The 19,607-nt window shown below is 64.3% G+C and carries 17 protein-coding genes; 6 read left to right on the top strand and 11 right to left on the bottom strand.

Annotation, left to right across the window (positions count from 1 at the left end; genetic code table 11):
- The first annotated feature begins 51 nt into the window (after nt 1–51).
- From AAG821_RS00350 to sugE, 3 genes are all read left to right on the top strand, one after another.
- Entirely contained in the window at nt 52–2,541 is a 2,490-nt protein-coding gene (locus AAG821_RS00350) for a methyl-accepting chemotaxis protein (RefSeq protein WP_341909111.1), read from the top strand.
- Between the two features lie 28 nt (nt 2,542–2,569).
- Entirely contained in the window at nt 2,570–3,094 is a 525-nt protein-coding gene (locus AAG821_RS00345) for a PAS domain-containing protein (RefSeq protein ID WP_341909113.1), read from the top strand.
- A 132-nt stretch (nt 3,095–3,226) separates the two neighbouring features.
- Nucleotides 3,227–3,547 (top strand): quaternary ammonium compound efflux SMR transporter SugE, encoded by a 321-nt coding sequence (sugE, locus tag AAG821_RS00340; protein ID WP_341909115.1) that lies wholly within the window; start codon nt 3,227–3,229, stop codon nt 3,545–3,547.
- A gap of 10 nt (nt 3,548–3,557) precedes the next feature.
- Here the strand turns inward: sugE and AAG821_RS00335 are convergent, their stop codons facing one another.
- The 9 genes from AAG821_RS00335 to AAG821_RS00295 all read right to left on the bottom strand — a co-directional run bounded on the left by AAG821_RS00335 (nt 3,558) and on the right by AAG821_RS00295 (nt 11,673).
- On the bottom strand, nt 3,558–3,992 hold the full coding sequence (locus AAG821_RS00335; RefSeq protein WP_341909117.1) for an NfeD family protein: 435 nt from the start codon (nt 3,990–3,992) through the stop codon (nt 3,558–3,560).
- A gap of 10 nt (nt 3,993–4,002) precedes the next feature.
- Complete coding sequence (locus tag AAG821_RS00330) at nt 4,003–4,968, bottom strand: SPFH domain-containing protein (protein WP_341909119.1); 966 nt, start codon at nt 4,966–4,968, stop codon at nt 4,003–4,005.
- Nucleotides 4,969–5,051: 83 nt separating this feature from the next.
- Nucleotides 5,052–5,759, bottom strand: coding sequence for an ABC transporter ATP-binding protein (locus AAG821_RS00325; RefSeq protein ID WP_341909121.1), 708 nt, complete (start codon nt 5,757–5,759; stop codon nt 5,052–5,054).
- A 2-nt stretch (nt 5,760–5,761) separates the two neighbouring features.
- Complete coding sequence (locus AAG821_RS00320) at nt 5,762–6,517, bottom strand: ABC transporter ATP-binding protein (RefSeq protein WP_341909123.1); 756 nt, start codon at nt 6,515–6,517, stop codon at nt 5,762–5,764.
- The gene (locus AAG821_RS00315; RefSeq protein ID WP_341909125.1) at nt 6,514–7,809 is read right to left on the bottom strand and encodes a branched-chain amino acid ABC transporter permease; all 1,296 of its coding nucleotides are present in this window, start codon (nt 7,807–7,809) and stop codon (nt 6,514–6,516) included. The genes AAG821_RS00320 and AAG821_RS00315 overlap by 4 nt, the downstream gene beginning before the upstream one ends.
- Before the next feature lies 1 nt (nt 7,810).
- On the bottom strand, nt 7,811–8,761 hold the full coding sequence (locus AAG821_RS00310; RefSeq protein ID WP_341909127.1) for a branched-chain amino acid ABC transporter permease: 951 nt from the start codon (nt 8,759–8,761) through the stop codon (nt 7,811–7,813).
- 89 nt (nt 8,762–8,850) lie between these two features.
- Complete coding sequence (locus AAG821_RS00305) at nt 8,851–10,098, bottom strand: branched-chain amino acid ABC transporter substrate-binding protein (RefSeq protein WP_341896191.1); 1,248 nt, start codon at nt 10,096–10,098, stop codon at nt 8,851–8,853.
- Between the two features lie 79 nt (nt 10,099–10,177).
- Nucleotides 10,178–10,387, bottom strand: coding sequence for a hypothetical protein (locus tag AAG821_RS00300; RefSeq protein ID WP_341909129.1), 210 nt, complete (start codon nt 10,385–10,387; stop codon nt 10,178–10,180).
- A 2-nt stretch (nt 10,388–10,389) separates the two neighbouring features.
- A complete protein-coding gene (locus tag AAG821_RS00295) occupies nt 10,390–11,673 on the bottom strand; it encodes a serine hydrolase domain-containing protein (RefSeq protein WP_341909131.1) in 1,284 nt (427 codons plus the stop codon).
- Between the two features lie 205 nt (nt 11,674–11,878).
- Here AAG821_RS00295 and AAG821_RS00290 point away from each other — a divergent pair, with 205 nt between their 5' ends.
- A complete protein-coding gene (locus AAG821_RS00290; RefSeq protein ID WP_341909133.1) occupies nt 11,879–12,643 on the top strand; it encodes an FCD domain-containing protein in 765 nt (254 codons plus the stop codon).
- A 139-nt stretch (nt 12,644–12,782) separates the two neighbouring features.
- Here AAG821_RS00290 and AAG821_RS00285 read toward each other — a convergent pair whose 3' ends face one another.
- Nucleotides 12,783–13,988 carry a branched-chain amino acid ABC transporter substrate-binding protein gene (locus tag AAG821_RS00285; RefSeq protein WP_341909135.1) on the bottom strand — a complete coding sequence of 402 codons (1,206 nt, stop codon included), beginning with the start codon at nt 13,986–13,988 and terminating at the stop codon, nt 12,783–12,785.
- A gap of 242 nt (nt 13,989–14,230) precedes the next feature.
- Here AAG821_RS00285 and AAG821_RS00280 point away from each other — a divergent pair, with 242 nt between their 5' ends.
- Complete coding sequence (locus AAG821_RS00280) at nt 14,231–14,464, top strand: DUF1127 domain-containing protein (protein WP_341909136.1); 234 nt, start codon at nt 14,231–14,233, stop codon at nt 14,462–14,464.
- A 55-nt stretch (nt 14,465–14,519) separates the two neighbouring features.
- On the opposite strand, the gene AAG821_RS00275 is transcribed toward AAG821_RS00280, so the two are convergent.
- Nucleotides 14,520–16,796 carry an NADP-dependent malic enzyme gene (locus tag AAG821_RS00275; RefSeq protein WP_341909138.1) on the bottom strand — a complete coding sequence of 759 codons (2,277 nt, stop codon included), beginning with the start codon at nt 16,794–16,796 and terminating at the stop codon, nt 14,520–14,522.
- Between the two features lie 197 nt (nt 16,797–16,993).
- On the opposite strand from AAG821_RS00275, the gene mutS reads away from it, so the two are divergent.
- The gene (gene mutS / locus AAG821_RS00270; protein ID WP_341909139.1) at nt 16,994–19,606 is read left to right on the top strand and encodes a DNA mismatch repair protein MutS; all 2,613 of its coding nucleotides are present in this window, start codon (nt 16,994–16,996) and stop codon (nt 19,604–19,606) included.
- Nucleotide 19,607: the final 1 nt, after the last annotated feature.

Here is a 19,607-nt window from a genome sequence, read left to right as displayed (position 1 = left end):
GAAACAACAGGCCGGCCTGCATACCGGCAAGCATGTTAAGGGGGATTTCCCATGCGTATCCGTAACAGTTTCATGATTCTCATGCTGCTGATCGCTGTGATCGTGCTGGGCGTGACCGGCGTGATGATCCGCGAAGCCTTTAACGACCGGCAGAGCGCTGTCATGGCACGCGGGCTCGCGGAGATGCAGGGTTCGCTGATGCGGACCAACGAGCTGATCGGTATTGAACGCGGCGCCGACAATGCCGCGCTGTTTGAGGCCAGGATCGGCGATCCGAAATCCGACACCCTTGCCAAGCCGCGCGCCGCCACGGATGAGGCTTTCAAGACCCTGCTGGCTCAGGCGCGCGCGCTGCAGCATCCGGCGGTCGACCTGCGGCGGATCGAACAGGCCCAGGCCACGGTGCTCGACTGGCGCAAAAAGGTGGATGCCGCCCTTGTCCGGCCGCTGCCCGAGCGCCCGCAGGATGTGCTGCGCGGCTATGCCCAGGCCTTTATCGATCTGGTCGGCAGCATGACGCCGGCGCTGAATGCCCATGATGCCGCGATCAGCCAGGCCGATTCCGATGTCGCGGCGACTATGGTGGTGGCGCGACTGGCCGCCGACCTGCGCGCCACCGGCAGCGCGCGCGCCACGCCAATGACCAATGTGATCGTGTCGGGCAAGCCGATCCCGCCTGAAGTTCTGCTGCGTTACCACGATTTCAACGGGCGCATCGCTGCGCTGTGGGATCGCGTCACCATGACGATGCAGATGATCGACGCCTCGCCGGCGCTGAAGGCCGAGGTCGACAAGACCTATCAGGCCTATTTCAAGACCATTCCCGGCATGTATGACGAGATCCTTGCCGGCAGCGACAAGGGCGGCCAATGGCCGTTCACGGTTGCCGAATTCCGTGCTCGCCATAATCCGCAGCTCTATTTCGCCGGCTTCCTGCGCGACGCCGCCGTGACTGAGGCGCTGCGGATTGCCGACAATCTGATTGCCCAGCGCACACAGGCACTGATGATTCAGGGCGGCGTGATCCTGGCCGCGCTGCTGTTGCTGCTGGGCGGCGCGATCTTCTTCCTGCGCCGCGTCGTCAGCCCGCTGGGTTCGATGACGGCGACGATGACGCGTATTGCCGAGGGCCATACAGCCCAGATCGGCTATGGCGATCGCAGTGACGAAATCGGCGACATGGCCAAAGCGCTGGGCATTTTCCAGCGTAATGCGGAAGAAAAAACCCGGCTGGAAGCCGATGAGCGCGGGCGTGCCGAGGCGGACCGTGTCCGCATGACTGAACAGCGTGACAGCGAAGCGGCGATCAGCCGCGAGATTGCGCAATTCTGCATCGCCATCGGTGCCGGCGACGTCTCGCGCCGTATCGATCTGGCCGGCAAGGATGGCGTGTTCCGCGACCTGTCGCAGCAGATGAATGGCCTGGCCGATACCCTGCAGGGCGTGCTGGCCGATCTCGGCCGGGTCTTGCGCGGTCTGAGCGAGGGCGATCTGACCATCACGACATCGGGCCAGTATCAGGGCGCCTTCGGCAGCCTCGCCGATGCCGCCCGCGAGACCGTGACGCGGCTGCGCGATTTCGCCGCGCGTCTGGGTGAAAGCGCGAATACGGTGCGCGATGCTTCGGGCGAGATTTCCACCGGCAGCCAGGACCTGGCCAGCCGCACGGAAGCCCAGGCCGCCTCGATCGAGGAGACCGCCGCCTCGATGCATGAGATCACGGCGACCGTGAAACAGAATGCCGATAATGCGCAGGCTGCCAACCAGCTGGCGGTCGCAGCGCGCGATACCGCCGAAAAGGGCGGCAGCGTGGTGGCCGAGGCCGTCACTGCGGTCACCCAGATCGAGTCCAGCGCCAAGAAGATTTCCGATATCGTCGGGCTGATCGATGAAATCGCGTTCCAGACCAATCTGCTGGCACTCAATGCGAGCGTGGAAGCGGCCCGTGCCGGTGAGGCCGGCAAGGGCTTTGCCGTGGTGGCACAGGAGGTGCGCGCGCTGGCGCAACGTTCGGCCAATGCATCGAAGGACATCAAGGCGCTGATCCAGGAATCGAACAGCCAGGTGAAAACCGGTGCCGATCTGGTCGGCCGCACCGGTGCTTCGCTCACCGAGATCGTCACCGCGATCAAGAAGGTGTCGGATATCGTCGCTGAAATCGCCGCCGCCTCGCGCGAACAGGCTACCGGCCTGGAGCAGATCAACACAGCCGTCGGCAATATGGACGAGATGACCCAGCGCAACGGCGCCCTGGTGGAAGAGACCTCGGCCTCGGCGCAGAATCTGGCCAACCAGGCCGGTGAATTGTCTGGCCTGGTCGGCTTCTTCAAGACCGGCGGCGATGCGGCGGTGCGTTCACCCGCAGCGCCGATTGCAGTGGCGAAACCGGCTGCTGTCAGGCCGGTCGCCAAACCGGCGCTGCATCCGGTTGCGACGGCCGCCAAGCCGGCGGCAAAAGCGGCACCGAAACCTGCGCCAGCCCCTGCAGCCAGGCCGGCCCCGGCTCCCGCCGGTGGTGACGACGACTGGCAGGAATTCTGAGCGGGTCATCCCGGCCCTAGAGAAGGATATGACCGTGGAGCTGGCTACGCGACCGCTGACCGACGTGCACGGTGTACTTTGTGCGGCACCGGATCAGGTGATGGCGAAGATTGTCGATCCCCGCCTGCGTCAGTTGCTGCAGACATGGGATGGCTGGCGCGCCACCCGCAGCCTGCCGTCGCGCGCCAATTTCCATCCGGAGGAATTGCATTATCTGCTCGGCCACCTTTTTCTGCTCGACATTGTCGAGGCCGAGATCGGTTTGCGGTTCCGCTACCGGCTGTTCGGCAGCGCGGTGACGCTGTATCGCGGTTTCGATCTCACCGGCCGGTTCCTCGACGAACATCCCGATCCGCATTTTGCGCTGCGCGCCCATGCTGCCTATCTGCAGGCGGTGCAGGCGCGTCAGCCACTCTGGGCGAGCGTCAGCGGAATCACCGCCACCGGCATGTCGGCCAATTTCGAGGGGTTGATTCTGCCGCTGGCCCGCGATGGCGAGACCCCCGACATGCTGCTGTCCGCGCAGATCATGACCGCGCCGCGCGTCGGCTGATCCGTCACCGGTCGGTGGTTCTTGCCACCCGCGCAACACTGCGCCATATCAGGCCTGCCGGGACGACCTGGTTTGGCACGTTTGGCTGGAGGCAGGGACGACCCTGCCGTTTGCGCGAAGGGATCATTCGCCATGGCATGGATCATACTGCTGTTCGCCGGTCTGGCCGAAGTGGGCTGGGCGGTCGGCCTGAAATACACCGATGGCTTCACCCGCCTGTGGCCCACGGTGGGCACCGTCAGCGCGATGGTGGTCAGCCTGTTCCTGCTCGGCCTGGCGCTGAAGACCCTGCCGCTGGGCACGGCTTACGCGGTATGGACCGGTATCGGCACCATCGGCACCGTGGTGCTCGGCATCGTTCTGTTCGGGGAAAGCGCGGCGCTGCTGCGGCTCGCCTGCATCGGCATGATCGTGGCCGGCATCGTCGGGCTGAAGCTGGTGACGGAGGTTTAGGCCGGCCGGGTCACGCTTTCGGCTCCACCTGCAGCACAACGCCATCGGCGGCAACGATCACCACTTCTGTGCCGGCTGGAAGATCTGGGCCGCTGACCGGCCAGAAACTATCGCCCAGCTGAATCTCGCCACGCCCGGCCTGCAGTGCGCTGGACAACACGGCATGCTGGCCGATCAGGCGGGCTGTGCCGGTATTGACGGTTTGCTCGCCGGTGCTGCGACGACGGCGCAGCAGCAGGCCGCAGCCCAGAGCCAGCACGGCCAGGATGCCATAAAGACCCAGCTGCATGGCGAGCGACAGCTCTGGGACTGCGAGCAGGATGGCGCCGACGGCCAGGGCAGGCAGGCCGAGCCAGATCAGGATGTTGCCAGAGACCACGACTTCCAGCACCACCAGAATCAGGCCGGCCGCCAGCCAGTGCCAGGCGAGCAGAGTAAATGGCATGGTCAGTGCCTCATGCTTTCGGTTCGCCCCAGGGTTTGGGCGGCATGGCGGTGGCAGCGCGGCCCTGGGCTTCCTTGGCCAGTTCGGCGATGCCGGCCAGGCTGGCAACGATGCCGGTGGCTTCCATCGGCATCATGATCATTTTCTGGTTCGGGCTTTCGGCCAGCTTGGCGAAGGCCTCGATATATTTCTGCGCGACGAAATAATTGATGGCGGCGATGTTGCCGCCGGAGATCGCATCGCTGACCGATTTGGTCGCGCGTGCCTCGGCCTCGGCCAGCCGCTCGCGTGCTTCGGCATCGCGCTGGGCGGCATCGCGACGGCCTTCGGCCTCCAGCACGGCAGCCTGCTTCTGGCCCTCCGCGCGCAGGATGGCGGCCTGCTTCTCGCCTTCGGCGGCCAGGATTTCCGCGCGCTTGCTGCGTTCGGCCGTCATCTGCTTGCCCATGGCGTCGAGCAGATTCTGCGGCGGCTGGATGTTGCGCAGCTCGATGCGTGTCACCTTGACACCCCAGGGCGATGTGGCCTGATCAATCACCGACAGCAGCCGGCGGTTGATCTGGTCGCGCTGTGACAGGGCTTCATCCAGGTCCATGGCGCCGATCACGGCGCGCACGTTGGTCATCGCCAGCGTGCTGAGCGCGATGGTCAGATTCTGCACTTCATAGGCGGCCTTCACCACATCGAGAATCTGGTAGAAGACGATGCCGTCGGCGGTGACCGTGGCATTGTCCTTGGTGATGACCTCCTGCTCCGGAATCTCCAGCACGATCTCCATCACCGAGATCTTGTGACCCACCTGCTCGATATAGGGAATGATCAGGTGAATGCCGGGTGTCAGCGTGCGGGTGTAGCGGCCGAACCGCTCGACTGTCCATTGCTGGCCCTGCGACACGGTCTTGACGCCGGCGAGAATGGTGACGACGACCAGAATGGCAAGAACGACCAGTACGATCGTCGCAGGAGAGATATCCATGGATCAGGCCTTTGCTGGGAACGCCAGAGTCTAGTCTGATACACGCACAGGCGGCAACGCAAGCCTGATCTGCGACCTTTAAGTTACACTTCCAGCCATTCCTTGCGGATGGCGGCGTTGTCCTTCAGCTGCTGCGGCGTGCCCTCGAACACCATATGGCCGTGGCCCATCACATAGAGCCGCTGGCAGATCCTGAGCGCGATGGTCAGCTTCTGCTCGACCAGCAGTATCGACACGCCGCGCGCCGCGATGCGTTCCAGCAGGGTGCCCACCTTCTCCACCATCATCGGCGACAGCCCCTCGGTCGGCTCATCCACCATCACCAGGTCTGGATCGCCCATCAGGGTGCGGCACATGGTCAGCATCTGCTGCTCGCCGCCCGACAGCACGCCGGCCTGGGTATCGGCGCGCTCTTCCAGGCGCGGGAAGATGTCGAACATGTCCTGCATGCTCCAGCGCCCGCCGCCCTTGGTGGTCTTCTGCCCGAGATAGAGATTCTCGCGCACGGTGAGGCCGGGGAAGATGTCGCGGTTCTCCGGCACATAGCCCAGCCCGAGGCGGGCGATCTCATGCGGCTTGCGGCCGGCGATCTCCTGGCCCTTGAAGACAATCGAGCCCTGGGGCGACACATCGCCCATGATCGCCTTGATCGTGGTCGAGCGGCCGACACCGTTGCGGCCGAGCAGCGAGACGATCTCGCCCGGTTTCACGTCGAAGCTCACGCCATGCAGGATATGGCTCTTGCCGTAATAGGCGTGCAGGTCGCGCACTTGCAGCATGGAGTCCGTCATGGTCAGTGCTCCGCTTCCATGGCATGGCCCAGATAGGCCTCCTGCACCGCCGTGTTGCCGCGGATCTTCTCCGGCGTGTCGCTGGCGATGATCTGGCCATAGACCAGCACGGAAATGCGATCCGCCAGATCGAACACCACACCCATGTCATGCTCCACCATGATCAGGGTACGGCCCTCGGTCACCTTGCGGATCAGGTTGACGAAATGCGCGGTCTCCGAGCGGCTCATGCCTGCTGTCGGCTCGTCCAGCATCACCACCTCGGCACCGCCGGCGATGGTGATGCCGATTTCCAGCGCGCGCTGCTCGGCATAGGTCAGCATGCCGGCAGGGAACTGCGCCCGCTCGCCCAGGCCGATCTGCTGCAGGATCGCATCGGCGCGGTCATTGGCATCACTGAGCTTGCGCACGTTGTGCCAGAAGGAATAGCGGTAGCCCAGATGCCACAGCACGGCACAGCGCACATTCTCGAACACCGTCATCTTGGGGAAGATGTTGGTGACCTGGAAGCTGCGCGACAGGCCGCGGCGGTTGATTTCATAGGGCTTTAGCCCGGTGATGTCCTCGCCATTCAGGTCGATGCGGCCGGAGCTGACGCCGAAGCGGCCGGAAATCAGGTGGAACAGCGTCGATTTGCCGGCGCCGTTCGGGCCGATGATGGCATGGCGTTCGCCGGTGCCCACGGCCAGCGAGACGCCGCGGATGATCGGCGTGATGCCGAAGCTCTTGTGGATGTCGTGCAGCTCAAGCGCGGTCATTTGCCGGTCTCCGCACCATGCGCGGCCGTGCCGAAGGCATCGGCGAATTGCGGTCCCCATTTCCGCCCCAGCAGCAGCGCGCCAGCCATCAGCGCCAGCGCCACCAGCCAGGGCAGGATGCTGTTGGAATTGTAGGCGATGCCGAACAGCGTCATGGCCGGGCCGTCATTGGCGGTGCGTACCAGTTGGTGATGCGCAGTCTCGATCAGCGCGATCAGGCCGCCCAGCCCCATCGCGGCCGGGATCGCCATCAGGCCATACCAGGGCAGGATGCGGTGCAGGGTGCCGCGCCGCGCCAGCGGCAGATGCAGCATCACCAGTCCGGCCATGCCGCCGGGCGCGAACATCACCATCAGCACGAACAGCAGGCCGAAATACAGCATCCAGGCGCCGGTCAGGTCGCTGAGGAATACCTGCAGCAGCACGACCAGCACCGCGCCCAGGATCGGCCCGGCAAAATGGCCGATGCCACCGATGAAGGACATCAGCAGCACGACGCCGGACTGTCCGCCGGAAATGTTCACCGCGTTCATCAGCTCGAAGTTGATCGCCGCCAGGCCACCGGCGATGCCGGCGAAGAAACCGGAAATGCAGAAGGTGATGAAGCGCACCATCTGGGTCGAATAGCCGATGAATTCGGTGCGTTCGGGATTGTCGCGCACGGCGTTGCACAGGCGGCCGAGCGGCGTGCGGGTGAAGGCATACATCGCCACCATGCAGACGAAACACCAGGCGGCGATCAGGTAATACACCTCGATCTGCGGCCCGAAACGCACGCCCCAGAAGGTGAGCATCTTGGTGCGGTTGGCGGTGATGCCTTCCTCGCCGCCGAAAAAGCCGCGCAGGATCAGCGACAGCGAGGCGATCAGCTCGCCCAGGCCGAGCGAGATCATGGCAAACACCGTGCCGGCGCGCCGGGTGGAGACGGCGCCGAAGATGATGCCGAACACCAGCCCCATCAGGCCGCCGACCAGCGGCACCACGGGCAGCGGGATCGGCAGCTTGCCGCCGGCAATGGTGTTCATCGCATGCACGGCCAGGAAGCCGCCGAGGCCATAATAGACCGCATGGCCGAAGCTGAGCATGCCGGTCTGGCCCAGCAGCATGTTATAGCTGAGGGAGAAGACGATCATGATGCCCATCAGGCACATGGTGGTGAGCGCCGCGCCCGAGGTGAAGATCTTCGGCAGCACCAGCATGATGGCGGCGGCGATGATCCAGATGCCGTAGCGTTTTGCCAGGTCCATGGCCGAGAGGCTGCGGCTGGCGGCGGAGGCGGTGGTATCGCTCATCTCACGACTCCCGCGTGCCCATCAGCCCGGTCGGCCGGAAGATCAGGATCAGCACCAGCATCAGATACGGCACCACCGGGCCGACCTGGGCGACGGTCACCTGCCACAGGTCGCTGAGCGTACCCTGCAGCGGCCGGGCCACGCCAATACTGGTCATCAGGTCGCCGATCGAATAGTTGACGGCGATGGCAAAGGTCTGGATCAGGCCGATCAACAGGGAGGCGATGAAGGCGCCGGGCAGCGAGCCCAGCCCGCCGAACACCACGACGACGAACAGGATCGGACCCAGCACATGGGCCATGCTCGGCTGCGTCACCAGCGCCGGCCCGGCGATCACGCCGGCAATCGCGGCGAGGCCGGAGCCGAAGCCGAACACCATCATGAAAACCTTGGGCACATTGTGGCCCAGCATCGCCACCATGTTCGGATGCGTCAGCGCCGCCTGGATGATCAGGCCGATGCGTGAGCGGGTCAGCACCAGCAGCAGGGCGATGAAGATCGCCACCGAGATCAGCAGCATGAACATGCGGAAGGCGGGATAGGTGGTGCCGAACAGCTCGAAGGCCGAGAAATCCAGCGCCGCCGGCACGCGATAATCCACTGGCAGCTTGCCCCAGATCATCTGCACCAGTTCCTCGATCACGAAAGCGAGGCCGAAAGTGAACAGCAGTTCGGGCACATGGCCCCACTTATGCACGGTGCGCAGGCCCCAGCGTTCGACAGCGGCGCCGATCAGGCCGACCAGCACGGGGGCGACAAACAGCGCCACCCAGAAGCCGAGCCACTGGCTGATCTGGAAGCCGAAATAGGCCCCCAGCATATAGAAGCTGGCATGGGCGAAATTCAGCACGCCCATCATTGAGAAGATCAGGGTAAGGCCGCTGGCCAGCAGGAACAGCAGCATGCCATAGAGCACGCCATTCAATGTGGAGAAGATCACCAGTTCCAGCACGCAAGGCCCCCGTCTGTAACGCAACGCAGCAGAAAGTGCAGACGAAACGGCCCCGGTGTGACCCGGGGCCGTCGCTCAGTCTAACGTCCTCAGCTTGGCTTCGCCATCTTGCAGCTGGTGGCAACGTCGGTTTCGCCCATCGGAATGGTGGCCGTCAGCTTCCAGCCCCAGCCGGTGTTTTCCTCGTCGAACTTCATGTCGCCGGTCATCGGCGTCAGCGCGGAGATATAGATATCCTGGAAGAACTGATGGTCTTCCGCCCGCATGTAGGTGTCCTTGCCGTAGATGTTCTTGTACTTCATGCCGCGCAGCTTCTCGGCGAACACCTTCGGGTTATTCGACTTGGCTTCGTTCATCGCGGCAGCAAGCATTTCCATCTCGTTGCGCACGCGCGGATACCACCAGCCATGGCCGGCAGATTTCTTGCGGAAGTCTTCCTCCCAGGCATAGTTGGCCGGCGTGTTGATGTTGGCGATGCCTTCGGTGATCTGGAAGACCTTGTCCTTCAGGCCGGTCTGTTTCACCGAAGTCGGGCCGCCGGCGCCACCGGCATAGTAGGTGTAGTAATCCACCTGCAGGCCGGCATCGGCGGAAGCCTTCAGCAGCAGTGCGATGTCGCTGCCCCAGTTTCCTGTAATAACGCTGTCTGCACCGCTCGCCTTGATCTTGGCGATATAGGGGGAAAAGTCGGTGATCTTGGCCAGCGGATGCAGTTCGTCGCCGACGATCTGGATATCGGGCCGCTTGGCCTTCAGCATCTCGTTGGCGGCTTTGCGCACGGCATGACCGAAGGAATAGTCCTGGTTGATCAGGTAGACCTTCTTGATGTTGGGCTTGCCCTTCATGTAGCTGGTCAGGGCCTGCATTTTGATGTCGCTATGGGCATCCCAGCGGAAATGCCAGTAGCTGCATTTGTCGTTGGTGAAGGCCGGGTCCACCGCGGCGTAATTCAGATAGACCACTTCCTTGCCGGGATTGCGGTCATTGTGCTTGTTGACGAAGTCAATCATCGCCGCCGCAGCGCCCGAGCCGTTGCCCAGCGTCAGGATGCGCGCGCCGGCATCGATCGCCTTCTGCGCCGCGATCACGGTTTCCTGTGGGCTCAGCTTGTTGTCATAGGTCAGCAGTTCCATCTTCTGGCCATTGACGCCGCCCTTGGCGTTGATCTTGTCGATCATGTACTGGAAATGCTTCACGCCATGCTCGCCGATCGGCGCCATGGCGCCCGACAGCGGATCGATGAACGCAATTTTCACCTGCGACCAGGCCGGTGCTGTCATGCTGAGGCCGGCCGCGAGCGCGGCGACGGCCAATGCTGTCCCGTGACGAGTGGGCATTGTTTCCTCCATCCGTTTGTTGCGGCGGCTTCCGGTCCGCCGATCCGCCGTCCGTGCGGCGAATTCTTTTGGTCGCGTCTTAGGCGCGACGATCCTGATGGGCCAGTCTTCTCTCCGGCGATATCCAGCCCTGGCTCAGGCGCAGGTCAAGCGCGCTCGAGCGGCCGGGATAGCGGCGGGTGTGACTGGCGATGGCAATGTGAATGGTTGGCCGGTCGGCGGCTGGCGATGGCTGCGGCCGCAAAGCGGCCAGCAGCGCGCGCAGCCGGGACAGGATGCTGCGGATCATGCTCATTTCACCAGCGCGGCATAGACCATGTCGCGCATCAGGGCGCGATAGGTCAGGCGCTGTTTGGGCGACTGCATCATGAAGACCACGAACATCTTTTCCTTCGGGTCGACCCAGAAATAGGTGCCGCCGGCGCCGCCCCAGTAATAATCGCCGGTGCTGCCGGGATCGGCCGAAACGCCAGGGGCCATGCGCACGCCGAAGCCCAGGCCGAAACCATAACCGGGGCCGGGCAGGTAATACGGGCCGGGCGTGACGCCGCTGCCCATATGGTCGGAGGTCATATAGGCCAGGATGCGCGGGCTTAGATACCGCTTGCCGTTCTGCGTGCCGCCATCCAGCAGCATCTGCAGGAAGCGTGCGTAATCCATCGCCGTGCCGGTCAGGCCGCCACCGCCGCCCTCGAATTTGCCGCGCTGGCGCGGATCAAAGAATTCAACGCCGCCGCCCAGGCTGCGGTCATTGGCAAAGGGCTCCGCCACGCGGGCCTGCTTGGCCGCATCGGTGACATAGAAATCGGTATCCTTCATGCCCAGCGGACCGAGCAGGCGATCCTTCAGCGCCGCGCCCAGCGGCTTCTTGTCCACCACTTCCACCACACGGCCGAGGATATCGGTGGAATGGCTGTAATCCCACACCGTGCCGGGCTGATAGGCCAGCGGCAGCGCTGCAATCCGCTCGGCGAATTCGGCATTGTCGGGATCGCCCTTCAGTACGTCGCCATACAGCGCCTTCACCGCGCCGACACCGAAGAAGCCATAGGTGATGCCCGATGTATGGCGCATCAGATCCTGGATGCTGATCGCGCGGCGCGGCGCCACCAGCTCCAGCGTCGGCTTGCCGCCGGCTTCCGCCGCGGGTTTCTCCACGCCGACCTGCACCTTCGCAAAGGCGGGCACGAAACGGGCCAGAGGATCGCTAACGTGATAGCGGCCTTCTTCCACCTGCATCATCGCTGCCGCCGTGACGATCGGCTTGGTCATCGAATAGATGCGGAAAATGCTGTCGCGCGTCATCGGCGCCTTGGTCTGCGGGTCTTGCAGGCCGACAGCCTCGAAATGGGCGATCTTGCCCTGGCGGGCGATCAGCAGCACGGCACCGGGAATGACCTGGGCTTCCGAGTCGGCCTTCATACGCGCGCTGATGCGGGCGAGGCGGTCTGGCGCGAAGCCAAGCGTGGCCGGATCGGCTTTGGGCAGCAGCTCAGCTGCCAGCGTCAGCGGGGCATGGAGCGCAAGGGCGGCAAAGCCGGCCATGGCGGCCAGCCTGGATATGCACACTTTCATCAGCGCGGCCTCCCGGACCGTTTTTATATTTGCTTGGCGACTATGATTGTCGGACAATCCGACCTAAGTCAAATAGACTCCTGCAGGGTTGCCACGGCTGGACCCTGGTGGGTATCGGCCGGTAGAAATACCGGGCTGGTCTTGAAACGATTCAGCCAAACGATTCCAGAAAGTCCGGCCAACTGCCGGTTGTTACGGGGGGTAAATGTCTGAGGTCGCCGAGAAATTCGCGCGCATCACGCCGGTGCCGGCCTACCAGATGGTGGCCGAGGCGATCGAGCGCGAGATTCTGTCCGGCCGTCTGCGCCCCGGCGATCCCATCGGCACCGAGGCCCAGCTGGTGCGCCAGTTCGGCGTCAACCGGTCGACTGTGCGTGAAGGCATCCGCCTGCTCGAACAAAGCGGCATGGTGCAGCGTGATTCCAGCCGCCGCCTTGCTGTCGGCCTGCCGCATTACGACCAGCTCGCCACCCGCGCCAGCCGTGCGCTGGTGCTGCACCAGGTCACCTTCCGCGAGTTATGGGAAGCGACCATGGCGCTCAGCCTAGCCACCATCGACCTGGCGGTCGATCGCGCCACCGACGATGAAATGCGCGCGCTCGATGCCAATATCGATGCCACCGAGGCGGCGATGGACGATCCCGCCGCCGTGGCGGCCTATGACACCGAATTCCATCTGCTGCTGGAAAAGACCGGCCGCAACCGCGTGCTGGAAATGGCACGCGAACCCTCCAACATGCTGATCTATCCCACCACCCATGTGGCCGTGCAGGGCACGGTGGAGGGCGCACGCCGCCTGGTGGAAGCGCATCGCATGCTGGTGCAGGCGCTGCGCACGCGCGACAAGGAGATGGCGCGGCTGTGGACGCGGCGCCATCTGAACGACTGGCGCAAGGGCTTCGAGAAAGCCGGCCTCGATCTCGACCAGCCGGTCGATCTCGTTACCGCATCGCAGGCGACCACGTCCTAGGCGGCTGCCGGCCCGTTCCGGCAAACCCCTAAACTGTCACCCTCGGGCTTGACCCGAGGGTCCATCCCAACCCTCCGCGCATCGGAACACGCCAATGGATGCCCAGGTCAAGCCCGGGCATGACGGTCTTTGGTGAATCTCAGAAAGCGGCCATCTTGCATGTGGTCGGCAGTGCGGTCTGCGCCGCCGTCACCTTGCCGGCGGTTTTCCAGCCCCAGCCGGTCTTTTCCTCGTCGAGCTTCATGCCGCTTTCCAGCGGGCCGAACGAGGTGATGTAGAGATCCTGCAGCACCTGGTGATCGCTCGCGCGCATCGTTGCCACGCCGCCATACATGGTGGTGCGCGTCGCATCCTTCAGGGCCGCGGCAATCGCCTTCGGCTCGGTGCTCTTCGCCTTCCGCACGGCATCGTGCAGCATGTCCATCAGCAGGCGCGCGCGCGGTACGTTGAAGCTGCCGCCATATCGCGCGCGATAATCCGCGTCCAGGCTGTCGCTCATCGCCATGTTGGAATGGCCTTCGATCACGGCAAACACGCGATGCGCCAGTCCGGTCTGGCGGATCGCCGTCGGACTGCCGATGCCGCTGGCGTAATAGGTATACCAGCCGGCCTGCAGGGTGGCATCGGCGGCGCTTTTCAGCAGCAGCGCCAGATCGTTGCCCCAGTTGCCGGTGACGACGGAATCGGCACCGCTCGCCTTGATCTTGGCCACATAGGGCGAGAAGTCGTTGATCTTGGCCAGCGGATGCAGGTCGTCGCCCACGATCTCGATATCGGGGCGCAGGCGCTTCAGCATCTCCAGCGCGGCGGCACGCACGGCCTGGCCGAAGGAGTAATCCTGGTTGATCAGGTAGACGCGCTTGATCTGCGGCTGCGTGGCGATGAACTGCGCCAGCGCCATCATCTTCATGTCGGCATGGGCATCGAAGCGGAAATGCGCCGGGCTGCATTTGTCATTGGTCAGCGCCGGATCAATCGCCGAGATGTTGAGGAACAGCACCGCCTTGTCGGGGTTGCGTTCGTTATGCTTCATGATGAATTCATTCAGCGCGCCGGCGGCCGCCGAACTGTTGCCGGCCACGATGATGCGGATGCCGGCATCAATCGCCTTCTGCGCCTGGATGATGCTCTCCTGCGCATTCAGCTTGTTGTCATAGCCGGTGATCTCATAGGCCGTCTGTTTGTCGGACAGCCGCTCAGCCATGAATTTCAGATGGTTCAGCGCATTCTCGGTGACGGCGGCAGCCGGGCCCGACAGCGGATCAATGAAGGCGATGCGCAGGGTTTGTTGCGCATGGGCTGCGGCGGTGACAAGAAACACAGTCAGGAAAGCGAGAATGCGCATGATGGACTCCGGCAAAAAACTGCGCGGAGCCTATGCGAATACCGTGACGGTGCAAGATGTTCGGCGATCAAATAAATGGATGCATACTGATAAAGCGCCATGCATTTCGGCGATTGACTTCACACTGCGCTGTATTACCCTTCACGGCCACCGGGCCTTCGACAACCGCCCGGTCAGCGACCTCCATCCAATCCGCGATCATGGGCCGCCAAGCGTTGTCTCGCTCCTTTCGGAGGTGAGACATGTCTTGTGGACATACCGATTCCCAAATTCAACCGCAGATGTTGCGGCCCGAACTGGCGCTGGAGTGGCAACTGCCAACGCCGCTCGGCTGGCTGGCATGGCTGGTGCACCAGCAGCGGCGCTGGCGCATCCGTGCCGAACTGCATGGCCTGAATGATGCGCAACTGCGCGATGTCGGGCTGACGCGGGCGCAGATCGAATCTGCGCTGGCACGGCCGTTCTGGCAGCCCTGAACGCATAACGGCCCCGGCTGCAGGGCAGCCGGGGCCGTCAAAGCAACAGCCGGTTTCAGCGTGCGTTATACGCAGCCAGTGCGGCGAGGTTGACGATATCGCTCACCGAGGCGCCCATCTGTGCGATCTGCACCGGCTTTTCCAGGCCGATCAGCAGCGGCCCGATCACGGTGCCGCCGCCCAGATCCTGCATCAGCTGCGTCGACAGCAGCGCCGAATGCAGGCCGGGCATGATCAGCACATTGGCCGGACCCGACAGGCGGCAGAAGGGATACAGCTTCATCAGGTCGGGATTGAGCGCGACGCGGGCATTCAGCTCGCCGTCGTATTCGAAATCCACCTTGTGGCCACCGGCATCCAGCGCATCCAGTTCCATCACCGCATGGCGCACCACCTCCACCACGCCGCCCGGCGCGTTGCCGAAGTTGGAATGCGACAGCAGCGCCACGCGCGGTTCCTGGCCCATCTGGCGTGCGGCTTTCGCCGCCTGGATGGCGATCTGGCAGAGATCGCTGGCCGACGGCGTCTCGGTCACCGTGGTATCGGCGACAAACACCGTGCGCCCCTTGGCGACGATGATGGACAGGCCCATCACGCGCTGGCCGCGCTGGGCATCGACCGCCATGCGGATGCCGTCATAGCTGACCGAATAGGTGCGGGTCACGCCGGTGATCATCGCATCGGCATGGCCGTTCGCCACCATGCAGGCGCCGAACACATTGCGGTCGAGGTTGACCAGGCGCTGCACGTCGCGATGCAGCAGGCCGCGCCGCTGGTGCCGCTTGTAGAGGAAGTCGGCATATTCGGCATTGTGCTCGCTGATGCGGGCATTGTGCACCTCGCAGCCATCGAGATTCTGCAGGCCGATGGCCTTCATCGTCGCCTCGATGCGCTCGCTGCGGCCGATCAGGATCGGCGTGCCATAGCCGGCCGCCTTGAATTCAAGCGCGGCGCGGATCACGGTCTCTTCCTCGCCCTCGGCGAAGACGACGCGCTTGGGATTCTGCACCACCTGGTCGAAGAAGATCTGCAGCGAGCCGACGGTGGGATTGAGCCGCGCCCGCAGCTTGGCGGCATAGGCGGCCCAGTCGGTGATCGGCTTGCGGGCCACACCCGACTTCACGGCGGCTTTCGCCACCGCCAGCGGAATCTCCACGATCAGGCGCGGATCGAAGGGCGAGGGGATGATATAGCCCGGGCCGTATTTCGGCCGCTCGCCCTTGTAGGCGGCCGCCACTTCATCGGGCACGTCCTGGCGCGCCAGCAGGGCGATGGCCTCGGCGGCGGCGATCTTCATCTCGTCGTTGATCGTCTTGGCCCGCACATCCAGCGCACCGCGGAAGATATAGGGGAAGCCGAGCACGTTGTTGACCTGGTTCGGATAGTCCGACCGCCCGGTCGCCATGATCACATCGCCGCGGGTGGCCAGCGCATCTTCCGGGGTGATCTCCGGGTCCGGGTTGGCCATGGCGAACACGATGGGGTTCGGCCCCATCGAGCGCAGCATCTCCGGTGTCAGCGCGCCCTTGACGCTGAGGCCGAAGAAGATATCGGCACCCTTCAGTGCATCGGCCAGGGTGCGCGCATCGGTCTTCACCGCATGCGCCGACTTCCACTGGTTCATGCCATCGGTGCGGCCCTGGTAGACCACGCCCTTGGTGTCGCAGAGGATGACATTCTCGTTCTTCATCCCCATCGCCTTGACCAGCTCGGTGCAGGCGATGCCAGCGGCGCCGGCGCCATTCACCACCATCTTGGCGGTCTTGAAGTCGCGGCCGGTCAGGTGCAGGGCGTTGATCATGCCGGCGGCCGAGATGATCGCGGTGCCATGCTGGTCGTCATGGAAGATCGGAATGTCCATCAGCTCGCGCAGGCGCTGCTCGATCACGAAGCATTCCGGCGCCTTGATGTCTTCCAGGTTGATGCCGCCGAAGCTGGGGCCGAGATAGCGCACCGCATTGATGAAGGCCTCGACCTCTTCGGTATCCACTTCCAGGTCGATCGAGTCGACATCGGCGAAACGCTTGAACAGCACCGCCTTGCCTTCCATCACCGGCTTCGACGCCAGCGCCCCGAGATTCCCCAAGCCCAGCACGGCGGTGCCGTTGGAGATCACCGCCACCATGTTGCCGCGCGAGGTATAGTCGTAGGCGGTGTCGGGGTCTTTCTCGATCGCCAGGCAGGGGGCGGCGACGCCGGGGCTGTAGGCCAGGCTGAGATCGCGGGTGGTCGCCATCGGCTTGGTCGGTACGACCTCCAGCTTGCCGGGCTGGCCCATCTTGTGGAATTCGAGGGCGTCGTCGTAAAGAGACTGGCTTTTCGGATCGCTCATTTTTCTCTGCGGTTTTCCGGTTGCTTACGCGGGCGTTGTGCTCCCGTGGCACATCATAAGGCCAAGCGCCGAGGGGTTAAAAGAGCCGCCGCCTGTGCTATGTCTGCGGCCTGCATTATTTCGCATCGAGTCTTCCCGCGACCGCCGACGGCATGAACAAACCCGAACTCGCCTTACCCCCCGGTACGTCCCCCCTGATGGCCCAATATTTGACCATCAAGGCGGCATACCCCGAATGCCTGCTGTTCTATCGCATGGGGGATTTCTACGAATTGTTCTTCGACGACGCCGCCCGGGCGGCGCGGGCGCTGGATATCGCGCTGACCAAGCGCGGCGAACATGATGGCGAGCCGATCCCGATGTGCGGCGTGCCGGTGCATGCGGCAGAAGCCTATCTCTCCCGCCTGATCCGCCAGGGCTTCAAGGTCGCGGTCTGCGAACAGGTGGAAGATCCCGCAGACGCGAAGAAGCGCGGCTCCAAATCGGTGGTCAAACGTGACGTCGTGCGCGTGGTGACGCCGGGAACCATCACCGAAGACAGCCTGCTGGATGCGCGGCGCAACAATTATCTTGCTGCACTTGCACAAAGCGGCGGCAGCGAGGGCGCACTGGCGCTGGCCTGGCTCGACCTGTCGACAGGGGAATTCGGCCTGACGGAAACAACCTCAGCAGGCCTTGCGGCCGATCTGGCCCGGGTCAGCCCGCGCGAACTGGTGCTGCCCGAGGGGCTGCTGGCGCGGGCGGAACTGCGGGCGATCCTTGAGCAGAGCGAGGCGGCCCTCTCGCCGCTGCCCTCGGCCCGCTTCGACTCGGTGGCCGGCGAACGCCGCCTGAAAGCCGCGCTCGGCGTTTCGGCGCTGGATGCCTATGGCGATTTCAGCCGCGCCGAATTCTGCGCCGCCGGTGCCCTGCTCGATTACGTCGACCTCACCCAGTGCGGCAAGCTGCCGCGCCTCGATCCGCCGGTGAAGCAGCCGCCGCTCAGCGTGATGGCGATCGACCCGGCCACCCGGCGCAATCTCGAACTGGTGGAAACCACATCGGGCCAGCGCGACGGTGCGCTGCTCGACTGCATCGATGCCACCCTCACCGGCGCCGGTGCGCGGCTGCTGGCGCAACGGCTGCAGGCGCCGCTCACCGATATTGCGCTGATCGCCGCGCGCCACGATGCCGTGGCCTGCCTGGTCGACACCCCGCGGCTGCGCGACGATATCCGCACCGCGCTGTCGAAAGTGCCGGACCTGGCGCGTGCACTCTCAAGGCTTTCGCTGGGCCGCGGCGGCCCGCGCGATCTGTCGTCCATGCGCGATGGCCTCACCCAGGCCGGCGACCTGCGCCAGCGCCTTGCCGCTGAAACCGCGCTGCCGCCCGAACTGGTTGGCCTGCGCGATGCGCTCGGCGACCATGCGGCGCTGGTGCAGTCCTTAAGTGAAGCGCTGGCCGATGAACTGCCGCTCATGCAGCGCGATGGTAATTTTGTCCGCCCAGGCCATCACCCGCCGCTGGATGAACTGCGCGTCCTGCGCGATGAAAGCCGCCGCCATATCGCGGCGCTGCAGGACAAGTATGCGGCGGAGACCGGCATTTCCGGCCTGAAGATCCGCCACAACAACGTGCTGGGCTATTACATCGAGATCACGCCCACCCATGCGGCGAAGATGGGCCAGCAGTATATCCATCGCCAGACCATGGCCAATGCCATGCGCTATGCCACGCCGGAGCTGGGCGAGCTGGAAAGCAAAATCAGCCAGGCCGGCGACCGCGCGCTGGCGCTGGAGCTGGAGATCTTCGATCGCTTGGTCAGCGCGGTGTTGTCAGAAGCCCAGGCGATCACCCGTGCCGCCAACGCACTGGCGGCGCTGGATGTGGCCGCCGCGCTGGCGCATCTGGCCATGCAGCGCCGCTGGGTGCGGCCGCGCATCGACGACAGTCTCGATTTCCGCATCACCGGCGGCCGCCACCCGGTGGTGGAAACCGCGCTCGAACGCGCCGGTCAGGGCGAACGCTTTGTCGCCAACGACTGCGACCTCTCCGAAGGCCAGAAGCTCTGGCTGCTCACCGGTCCCAACATGGCGGGTAAATCCACCTTCCTGCGCCAGAATGCGCTGATCGCGATCCTGGCGCAGATGGGCAGCTTCGTGCCGGCCATGAAAGCCGAGCTTGGCGTGGTCGACCGGCTGTTCAGCCGTGTCGGTGCCGCCGACGATCTGGCGCGCGGCCGCAGCACGTTTATGGTCGAGATGGTGGAGACGGCCGCCATCCTGCATCAGTCCGGCCCGCGCGCGCTGGTGATCCTCGACGAGATCGGCCGCGGCACCGCCACCTTCGATGGTCTCTCCATTGCCTGGGCGGTGGTGGAATACCTGCATGAAAAGAACCGCTGCCGCGGTCTGTTTGCCACCCACTATCACGAACTCACCGCGCTCAGTGAAAAGCTGCCGCAGCTGTCCAATCATACGCTGAAGGTGAAGGAGTGGGATGGCGAGCTGATCTTCCTGCATGAGGTCGGCCCGGGCGCCGCGGATCGCAGCTACGGCATCCAGGTGGCGAAGCTCGCCGGCCTGCCCGATGGCGTGCTGCAGCGCGCCTCGCAGGTGCTGCATACGCTGGAACAGTCCGACCAGACCGGCAAATCCGCCAAGCTGATCGATGACCTGCCGCTGTTCTCGCTGGCCGCGCCAGCCAAGGCATCCGTCGTCGCACCGCCCTCCGCCGTCGAAGCGGCGCTGAAAACGGCCGATGTCGATGCGCTGTCGCCGAAACAGGCGCTCGACCTGCTGTACCAGCTCAAGGCGCTGCTGAAGGGCTGAT

The organism is Ferrovibrio terrae (genome assembly GCF_943372915.1).
Taxonomy (GTDB): Bacteria; Pseudomonadota; Alphaproteobacteria; order Ferrovibrionales; family Ferrovibrionaceae; genus Ferrovibrio; species Ferrovibrio terrae_A.
This window is presented reverse-complemented; position numbering and strand designations above follow the sequence as displayed.

Coding starts and splice junctions, on each gene's coding strand:
- mutS (WP_341909139.1), top strand. CDS start 16,994: ATGGCCCAATATTTGACCATCAAGGCGGCATACCCCGAATGCCTGCTG.
- AAG821_RS00295 (WP_341909131.1), bottom strand. CDS start 11,673: ATGAAAGTGTGCATATCCAGGCTGGCCGCCATGGCCGGCTTTGCCGCC.
- AAG821_RS00320 (WP_341909123.1), bottom strand. CDS start 6,517: ATGACCGCGCTTGAGCTGCACGACATCCACAAGAGCTTCGGCATCACG.
- AAG821_RS00280 (WP_341909136.1), top strand. CDS start 14,231: ATGTCTTGTGGACATACCGATTCCCAAATTCAACCGCAGATGTTGCGG.
- AAG821_RS00275 (WP_341909138.1), bottom strand. CDS start 16,796: ATGAGCGATCCGAAAAGCCAGTCTCTTTACGACGACGCCCTCGAATTC.
- AAG821_RS00330 (WP_341909119.1), bottom strand. CDS start 4,968: ATGGATATCTCTCCTGCGACGATCGTACTGGTCGTTCTTGCCATTCTG.
- AAG821_RS00325 (WP_341909121.1), bottom strand. CDS start 5,759: ATGACGGACTCCATGCTGCAAGTGCGCGACCTGCACGCCTATTACGGC.
- AAG821_RS00300 (WP_341909129.1), bottom strand. CDS start 10,387: ATGATCCGCAGCATCCTGTCCCGGCTGCGCGCGCTGCTGGCCGCTTTG.
- AAG821_RS00345 (WP_341909113.1), top strand. CDS start 2,570: ATGACCGTGGAGCTGGCTACGCGACCGCTGACCGACGTGCACGGTGTA.
- sugE (WP_341909115.1), top strand. CDS start 3,227: ATGGCATGGATCATACTGCTGTTCGCCGGTCTGGCCGAAGTGGGCTGG.
- AAG821_RS00335 (WP_341909117.1), bottom strand. CDS start 3,992: ATGCCATTTACTCTGCTCGCCTGGCACTGGCTGGCGGCCGGCCTGATT.
- AAG821_RS00350 (WP_341909111.1), top strand. CDS start 52: ATGCGTATCCGTAACAGTTTCATGATTCTCATGCTGCTGATCGCTGTG.
- AAG821_RS00285 (WP_341909135.1), bottom strand. CDS start 13,988: ATGCGCATTCTCGCTTTCCTGACTGTGTTTCTTGTCACCGCCGCAGCC.
- AAG821_RS00305 (WP_341896191.1), bottom strand. CDS start 10,098: ATGCCCACTCGTCACGGGACAGCATTGGCCGTCGCCGCGCTCGCGGCC.
- AAG821_RS00315 (WP_341909125.1), bottom strand. CDS start 7,809: ATGAGCGATACCACCGCCTCCGCCGCCAGCCGCAGCCTCTCGGCCATG.
- AAG821_RS00290 (WP_341909133.1), top strand. CDS start 11,879: ATGTCTGAGGTCGCCGAGAAATTCGCGCGCATCACGCCGGTGCCGGCC.